The organism is Pseudomonas protegens (genome assembly GCF_003732485.1).
GTDB lineage: Bacteria > Pseudomonadota > Gammaproteobacteria > Pseudomonadales > Pseudomonadaceae > Aquipseudomonas > Aquipseudomonas protegens_B.
Map to the genome: position 1 here is coordinate 134,294 of NZ_MOAK01000061.1, position 8,352 is coordinate 142,645.

6 protein-coding genes are annotated in these 8,352 nt (G+C 62.6%); 2 read left to right on the forward strand and 4 right to left on the reverse strand.

Annotation, left to right across the window (positions count from 1 at the left end):
• The first annotated feature begins 58 nt into the window (after window positions 1-58).
• Window positions 59-1,009 (forward strand): LysR family transcriptional regulator, encoded by a 951-nt coding sequence (locus BLX41_RS16865; RefSeq protein WP_123725805.1) that lies wholly within the window; start codon window positions 59-61, stop codon window positions 1,007-1,009.
• 148 nt (window positions 1,010-1,157) lie between these two features.
• The gene (locus BLX41_RS16870) at window positions 1,158-1,991 is read left to right on the forward strand and encodes a nucleoside-binding protein (protein WP_123725806.1); all 834 of its coding nucleotides are present in this window, start codon (window positions 1,158-1,160) and stop codon (window positions 1,989-1,991) included.
• Window positions 1,992-2,073: 82 nt separating this feature from the next.
• Here the strand turns inward: BLX41_RS16870 and guaD are convergent, their stop codons facing one another.
• From guaD to xdhA, 4 genes are all read right to left on the reverse strand, one after another.
• A complete protein-coding gene (gene guaD, locus BLX41_RS16875) occupies window positions 2,074-3,378 on the reverse strand; it encodes a guanine deaminase (protein ID WP_123725807.1) in 1,305 nt (434 codons plus the stop codon).
• A 23-nt stretch (window positions 3,379-3,401) separates the two neighbouring features.
• Window positions 3,402-4,244 (reverse strand): xanthine dehydrogenase accessory protein XdhC, encoded by an 843-nt coding sequence (xdhC, locus tag BLX41_RS16880; protein WP_123725808.1) that lies wholly within the window; start codon window positions 4,242-4,244, stop codon window positions 3,402-3,404.
• Window positions 4,245-4,340: 96 nt separating this feature from the next.
• A complete protein-coding gene (xdhB, locus tag BLX41_RS16885; protein ID WP_123725809.1) occupies window positions 4,341-6,740 on the reverse strand; it encodes a xanthine dehydrogenase molybdopterin binding subunit in 2,400 nt (799 codons plus the stop codon).
• A complete protein-coding gene (gene xdhA, locus BLX41_RS16890; RefSeq protein WP_123725810.1) occupies window positions 6,733-8,187 on the reverse strand; it encodes a xanthine dehydrogenase small subunit in 1,455 nt (484 codons plus the stop codon). Before xdhA ends, xdhB begins: the two co-directional genes overlap by 8 nt.
• Window positions 8,188-8,352: the final 165 nt, after the last annotated feature.

Consider the following 8,352-nt stretch of genomic DNA (forward strand, 5'->3'; position numbering starts at 1 on the left):
TTCGAGGTTCGCGGCCGGCAATCCGTGTGCCTCTGGTCCTGCGAAAGGAGCCTGCGGCATGATCGGCAGAACGCTACGCATTCATTCTTCCGCCATCCATTACTTCGATATGGTTCGCCGCTGTCATTCGATCCGCGAGGCCGCTCGGCGCCTGAATGTGGCGTCTTCGGCGGTGAACCGGCAGATCCTGAAGATCGAGGATGAAATCGGCGCGCCACTGTTCGAGCGCCTGCCGGGCGGCTTGCGCCTGACCCTGGCGGGAGAGGTCATGAGCCGTCATGTCAATCTGGTGCTGCAGGACCTGGAGCGGGTGCGCCTGGAGTTCGATGCCCTGCGTGGCCTCAAGAGCGGGCATGTGGAGATCGCCGCTGTGGAAGGCGCGACGGTGGACCTGCTGCCCTCGGTGCTCAAGCGCATGCGCGATCTCTATCCACAGGTGACCATCGGCGTCACGGTACAAGGCTCGCAATCCATTCCCCAGGCCTTGATCAGCAGTCGCGCGGATCTGGGCCTGGCGTTCGCCTTGCCCAGGGCGCCGGAAATTCGCCCGTTGAGTGTCGGTCATTTTCGCCTGGGGGCCCTGGTCAGCCCCGATCATCCCTTGGCCGAGCGGGGCAGCGTCAATTTCGCCACCTGCGCCGAGCACGGGCTGATCCTGGCCAAGAGCGAGCTGTCGATCCATCACTTGCTGGCGCCGTTGCACAAGCGCCTGGGCCTGTTGGACAAACCGCCCTTGCAGAGCAACTCCATGGAGCTGGCGCGGCAGATGGCCCGGCACAACATGGGGGTGGCCTTCCAGACCCGGGTCGGGGTCGAGGGCGACTTGAGCAAGGGGGAGTTGGTGCATATCCCGCTGAGCGACCAGGGTGGTATCTACAGCGACCTGGGGCTCTATGCCCGCAGCGGTCGGGATCTGCCCAGCGCGGTGGAGGCGCTGGCGCATCTGCTCGGCGAAGAGATCGCGATTCGCGAACGGGCCGAGCGCGCCTTCGGCCAGCCAGTGCTCTGAGTCCATGGCTGCGGGCGGCTGTTGCCGTTTTGGCAGCGCGCTGATCGATATTCTGTTCTTTGGGGCCTGTGGCGCTTGTGCCGATACTGCGTGCGGACGGCAGCCAGCGAAGCTGCCTTACGCCACACCGCCACAGGACATAATAAAAATGAAAAAGGCATTACAAGGCGCAACCCTGCTGATGACATTGATCGGAGCAGGGGAAGCAGCCGCCCTGGAGTGGATGAACAACAGCGTCGGCTTTCGGTACGGCAAGGAGTTCACCAACCCGAACAATCCGCACTACATCAGCAAGCGCATCTACAGTTTCACCCACGCCAGTGGCTACCAGTACGGCAGCAACTACCTGCACCTGGACGTACTGCTCTCCGACAACGACGATCCGCGCAAGGGCACCCACAAGGGCAGCAGCGAAGTCTATGGCGTCTATCGTCACCAGCTCTTCGCGTCCCGGGTGTTCGATACGCCCCTGGGCACAGGCCTCGTCAAGGACTACGCGCTGACCCTGGGCTTCGATGCCAGCCGCAACAACAACCTGGGCTCGGCCAAGAAACGCGCCCTGGTCTTCGGTCCGACCCTGAAGTTCAACACCGTCGGCGTGCTGGACCTGAGCTTGCTGTACTACAAGGAAAACAACCATTCCGGCATCCCCGGGGCCAAGGACCCGGATCACACCTTCGACGATACCTACCTGCTCAATCTGGCCTGGATGCGCCCCTTCGAAGTTGGCAGTCACGCCGCCAAGTTCCAGGGCTTCGTCAATTACATCGGGGAAAAGGGCCACGACTACAACTACCGAGACACTGCGCCGGAAACCCTGGTGCGGACGTCGCTGATGTTTGCGGTGCTGCCGGGCAAGAACGTCAAGCCCAACCTGTACCTGGGCGTCGGCTACGAGTACTGGCACAACAAGTTCGGGGTGGACGGTGGACGGGGTACGCGGACTACGGCGCCGACCTTGAACATGGAAGTGACGTTCTAGTCTGCACCTGATCGCCTGGGACTTGGGCATGAAAAATCCCCCGTTCGATGTTCGGCGAGCGGGGGATTTTTCGTTTGCGCAGTTAGCGCTGGTGGACTGGCTGGCCGGCGGAGTAGGTCTGCAGCACGGTGCGATCATCCCCCAGGGTCATCAGCACAAACAGGGTTTCAGCGATGCTGTTGGCCTGCTTCAGGCGATAGCTGAGCAAGGGCGTGGCGTGGTAGTCGAGGACCACGAAGTCGGCGTCGGTACCAGGGTGCAGAGTGCCGATCCGCTCTTCCAGGCGCAGGGCGCGGGCGCCGCCCAGGGTTGCCAGGTACAGGGACTTGAACGGGCTCAGGCGTGCGCCTTGCAACTGCATGACTTTGTAGGCTTCGTTCAGGGTCTGCAGCAGCGAGAAACTGGTGCCGCCACCGACGTCGGTGCCCAGGCCGACATTGAGTTTGTGTTTTTCCGCCATGGGCAGGTTGAACAGGCCGCTGCCGAGGAAGAAGTTCGAGGTTGGGCAGAAGGCCACGGCCGAACCGGTTTCTGCCAGGCGCGCGCATTCGTCGTCGCACAGGTGCACGCCGTGGGCGAACACCGAGCGTTCCCCCAGTAGTTGGTAGTGGTCGTAAACGTCCAGGTAACCCTTGCGCTCCGGGAACAGTTCCTTGACCCATTCGATCTCCTGCAGGTTTTCACTGATGTGAGTCTGCATGTAGAGATCGGGGTACTCGGTCAGCAGTTTGCCGGCCAGGGTCAGTTGTTCCGGGGTGCTGGTCGGGGCGAAACGCGGGGTCACCGCGTAGTGCAGGCGGCCCTTGCCGTGCCACCGTTCGATCAGCGCCTTGCTTTCCTGGTATCCGGATTCTGCGGTGTCGGTCAGGTAGTCCGGAGCGTTGCGATCCATCATCACCTTGCCGGCGATCATCCGCAGGTCGAGCTTCTCGGCGGCAGCGAAGAAGGCATTGACCGACTGTGGGTGCACGCTGCCAAACACCAGCGCGGTGGTGGTGCCGTTGCGCAGCAACTCCTTGATGAAGATGTCCGCCACTTCATCGGCGTGGGCCTGATCGGCGAACTGGCTTTCACAGGGGAAGGTGTAGGTGTTCAGCCAGTCCAGCAACTGTTCGCCATAGGCACCGACCATGCCGGTCTGGGGCAGGTGGATGTGGGTGTCGATGAAGCCCGGGGTGATCAGGGCATCGGGGTAATGATTGATCTGCACATCGGCGGGCAGGCCGGCAAGCAGTTCACTGGCGTGGCCGAGGGCGCTGATCCGGCCGTCCTCGACCACCAGCAGGCCGTCTTCGAAATACTCATAGGAGGCTTCGATTCCGACTTCGGCCGGGTCGGCGATGCTGTGCAGGATGGCGGCACGGTAGGCTTTGCGAGTCAAAGGCATGGTCGTTCTCAGTGTGTGGCGTGTCAGTTCGAAGTCTGGTTGCGGCGCGAGGCCGGCAGCAGTTTGGCAATGGGTTCGGCGCTGGCGCTGGACTGGCCGAAATGGGCGTTGTAGGTAGCGATGATCTCACCGGCAATGGAGATGGCGATTTCCACGGGCAACTTGCCTTTGACTTCACCGAGCCCCATCGGGCAACGCATGCGCTGCAAGGTGGTCGCGTCGAAGCCGCGATCGCGCAAGCGGTGCTCGAACTTCACCCGCTTGGTCTTCGAGCCGATCAGGCCGAAATAGGCGAAGTCGTTGCGCTTGAGCAGGGCGGCGGTCAGCTCCAGGTCCAACTGGTGATTATGGGTCATGACGATGCAGTAGCTGCCAGGCGGCAGGTTATCGATTTCCTCCACTGGCTCTTCGCTGACGATCTTGCGCACGCCCTGGGGAATCTGTTCGGGGAATTCCTGTTCCCGGGAATCGATCCAGCGTACCCGGCACGGCAGGCTGGCCAGGAGCGGCACCAGGGCGCGACCGACGTGCCCGGCACCGAACACGGCGATCTGCGCTTGTACCTGGCCCATGGGTTCGAACAGCAGCACCGTGGCGCCGCCGCAGCACTGGCCGAGGCTGGCGCCGAGGCTGAAGCGTTCCAGGTGGGTAGCCTGCTGGCCGCTGGCGAGCATGTCCCGGGCGATCTGCATGGCTTTGTATTCCAGGTGCCCGCCGCCGATGGTGTCGAAGGCCTGGGTGGCGCTGACGACCATCTTCGAACCGGCATTACGCGGTGTTGAGCCGAGTTCCTCGATGATGGTCACCAGCACGCAGGGTTCACCCTGGGTCTGCAGGTCGGCGAGGGCACTGATCCAGTTGTACATGTTTACCTCGACATCTTGGTGGTCTGTTCGGGCTTCTTCGCCGGCAAGCCGGCTCCTGCGGGCGCGGTGCAGGAGCGGGCTTGCCGGCGAAGGCCGTTACAGTGGCGCCAGCTCGACTTGCGGGTCCGCAGCCTTGGTTGCCTGCAAGCGGCGCATCTGCTCGCAGCCCCACAACACCCGCTCCGGGGTCGCCGGGGCATCGATCTGCGGCTGGTGGCGGTAGTCGCCGAGGCTGGCCACCGCATCCTTGATCGCGCACCAGGCAGCGATGCCAAGCATGAACGGCGGCTCGCCCACGGCCTTGGAGTGGAACACCGTGTCTTCCGGGTTCTTGCGGTTCTCCACCAGCTTGACCCGCAGGTCCAGGGGCATGTCGGCCACCGCCGGGATCTTGTAGCTGGCGGGACCATTGGTCACCAGTTTGCCCTTGGCGTTCCACACCAGTTCTTCGGTGGTCAGCCAGCCCATGCCCTGTATGTAACCGCCTTCCACCTGGCCGATGTCGACGGCCGGGTTCAGCGAGGCACCGACGTCGTGCAGGATGTCGGTACGCAGCATCTTGTACTCGCCGGTGAGGGTATCGACTATCACCTCGGCGCAGGCTGCGCCAAAGGCGAAGTAGTAGAACGGCCGACCCCGGGCCTGGCTGCGGTCGTAGTAGATCTTCGGGGTCTTGTAGAAACCGGTGCTGGACAGCGACACCTGGGCGAAATACGCCTGCTGGATCAGTTCCTCGAAGGTCAGGATATGGTCGCGGACACGCACGTGGCCGTTGTGGAACTCAACATCTTCTTCGCTGACCTGGTACTTGCGCGCGGCAAATTCCACCAGGCGCGACTTGATGGTCTGCGCCGCGTTCTGCGCGGCCTTGCCGTTGAGGTCGGCGCCACTGGATGCCGCGGTCGGTGAGGTGTTGGGTACTTTGTCGGTGTTGGTGGCAGTGATCTGTACCCGCTCGATATCCACCTGGAACACTTCGGCCACTACCTGGGCCACCTTGACGTTCAGGCCCTGGCCCATTTCGGTGCCGCCGTGGTTCAGGTGGATGCTGCCGTCGGTGTAGATGTGGATCAGTGCGCCGGCCTGGTTGAGGAAGCTGGCGGTGAAGGAGATGCCGAACTTCACCGGGGTCAGTGCCAGGCCCTTTTTCAGGATCGGGCTGTTGGCGTTGTACAACCGGATGGCTTCGCGGCGCTCGGCATACTGGCTGCTGGCTTCCAGTTCGGCAGTCATCTCTTCGAGCATGTTGTGCTCGACGGTCTGGTAGTAGTGGGTGACGTTGCGTTCGGTCTTGCCGTAGTAGTTGGCCTTGCGCACCGCCAACGGGTCCAGGTGCAGGTGGCGGGCGATGGCGTCCATCACCTCCTCGATGGCGACCATGCCTTGCGGGCCGCCGAAGCCGCGATAGGCAGTGTTGGAGGCGGTGTTGGTCTTGCAGCGATGACCGTTGATGGTGGCATCGCCCAGGTAGTACGAGTTGTCGGAGTGGAACATGGCGCGGTCGACGATGGACGCCGAGAGGTCCGGTGAGCAGCCGCAATTGCCTGCCAGTTCCAGCTGGATGCCGTGCAGGCGTCCGGTACTGTCGAAGCCCACGTCGTATTCGACGTAGAAGGGGTGGCGCTTGCCGGTCATCAGCATGTCTTCGACCCGTGGCAGGCGCATCTTGGTGGGTTGGCCGGTCAGGCGGGCGATCACGGCGCACAGGCAGGCAGGGCTGGCGGCCTGGGTTTCCTTGCCGCCGAAGCCGCCGCCCATGCGCCGCATGTCGACCACTATCTTGTTCATAGACACGTCCAGCACTTCCGCCACCAGCTTCTGCACTTCGGTGGGGTTCTGGGTCGAGCAGTAGACGATCATGCCGCCGTCTTCTGTGGGCATCACCGAGGAAATCTGGGTTTCCAGGTAGAAGTGTTCCTGGCCGCCGATGTGCAGGGTGCCCTGGATACGGTGTTCGGCGCTGGCCAGGGCGCCGGCCGAATCGCCGCGCTGGTGGGTGTGGCTGTCCAGCACGAAGTGACGCTTGCGCAGGGCTTCCACTACGTCCAGCACCGGCTCCAGATCTTCATACTCGATGATCGCGGCCATGGCCGCCTTGCGCGCGGTTTCCAGGTCGTGGGCCGCCACCGCCAGCACCGGCTGGCCGACGAACTGCACGGTATCGATGGCCAGCAGCGGATCGCCGGGCAACAGCGGACCGATGTCCTTCAGGCCGGGAATGTCCTCGTGGGTAATGGCGATGCGCACACCCTCGAAGGCATAGCAGGGCGCGGTATCGATGCTGATGACCTTGGCGTGGGCTCGGTCCGACAGCCGTGCGTAGACGTGCAACTGGTTAGGGAATTCCAGGCGGTCGTCAATGTACTGTGCCTCACCGGACACGTGTTTGTCGGCGCTGTCGTGCTTGACGCTGCGGCCGACGCCCGTGGTCAGGTCCTGGTGAAACAGGGCCGTCAGTTCGGCTTGAGTCTTCTCGACTTTGTGATGATTAGACATAAGCGGTCACCCGGGTCTCGATGTGCGGTGTTTGCAGTTCGATGAAGTACTTGCGCAGCAGGTTCTGTGCACTCAGCAGGCGGTATTCCTTGCTCGCACGAAAATCCGAAAGCGGGGTGAAATCCTCTGCCAGGGCAGCGCAGGCGCGCTCCACCGTGGACAGGTTCCAGGGCGCGCCAATCAGTGCGGTTTCACAGCTCTTGGCTCGTTTCGGGATCGCCGCCATGCCGCCGAAGGCAATGCGGGCGTCGCTGACCACGCCGTTTTCAATCTGCAGGTTGAAGGCCGCGCAGACCGCAGAGATATCGTCGTCCAGACGCTTGGAGACCTTGTACGCACGGAACAGCCGTTCGGCGCTGGCCCGGGGCACGATGATCTTCTCGATGAACTCGCTGTCCTGACGGGCCGTGACCCGGTAATCGATGAAGTAGTCTTCCAGGGCCAGGGTGCGGCGTACGTCGCCCTTGCACAGTACGATTTGCGCGCCCAGGGCGATCAGCAGGGGCGGTGAGTCGCCGATGGGCGAGGCGTTGCCGATGTTGCCTCCCAGAGTGCCCTGGTTGCGGATCTGCAACGAGGCGAAGCGCTGGAGCAATTCGCCGAAGTCCGGGTACTCGGCGCGCAGTGCGTCGTAGCAGTCGGTGAGGGCTGTGGCCGCGCCGATCTCCAGGCGATCGTCAAAGCGCTCGATGCGCTTCATTTCGGCAATGTTACCGACGTAGATCATCACCGGCAGGGTGCGGTGGAACTGGGTGACTTCCAGGGCCAGGTCGGTGCCGCCGGCCAGCAGCCGTGCCTGGGGGTAGGCGTCGTAGAGGTCGGCCAGGTCGGCCACGGTCAGCGGCACCAGGCAGCGCTTGTCGCCGCTGTTGAGTTCACCGGTGTCCTTGGGAGCGATGGCCTTGAGGCGACTGATGGTCTCGGTCTGGCGGGCGTCGAACTGGTCGCTCTGCCCGCCGCAGCAGGCCTGCTCGGCGGCAGCGAGGATCGGCCGGTAGCCGGTGCAACGGCACAGGTTGCCGGCCAGGGCCTCATGGGCCTTGTGGGCGTTCGGCTCGCTGCTGTTCTTTTGCAGGGCGAACAGCGACATGACGAACCCCGGGGTACAGAAGCCGCATTGCGAACCATGGCACTCGACCATTGCTTGCTGCACGCTGTGCAGTTGGCCCTCATGCTTGAGGCCTTCGACGCTGATCAGCTGTTTGCCGTGCAAGGAGGAGACGAAGGTCAGGCACGAGTTGAGGCTGCGATAGCGAATGGATTCGCCGCCCTGGGCATTCACCTGCAACTCGCCCACCACCACGGTGCAGGCGCCGCAGTCACCGCTGGCGCAGCCCTCCTTGGTACCGGGTTTTCCCAGATGCTCACGCAGATAGTTGAGCACGGTCAGGTTTGGGTCCAGGGCGTGCTCGCTACGGAGTTCCTGGTTGAGTAAAAACTGGATCACGGAAGGCCTCGCAGACTCTTTATTGTTGTTAAGCGAACTGAGCCGAATTTAGTCATGTCTGACTTTTCGGTCAATGATTTTCTGACTTCAGGGTCAAGAATTTTTCATGCTCAACATTTCAAGTATGAACGGCATTTGAGAAACCCTTGAATCAACATCAATCTG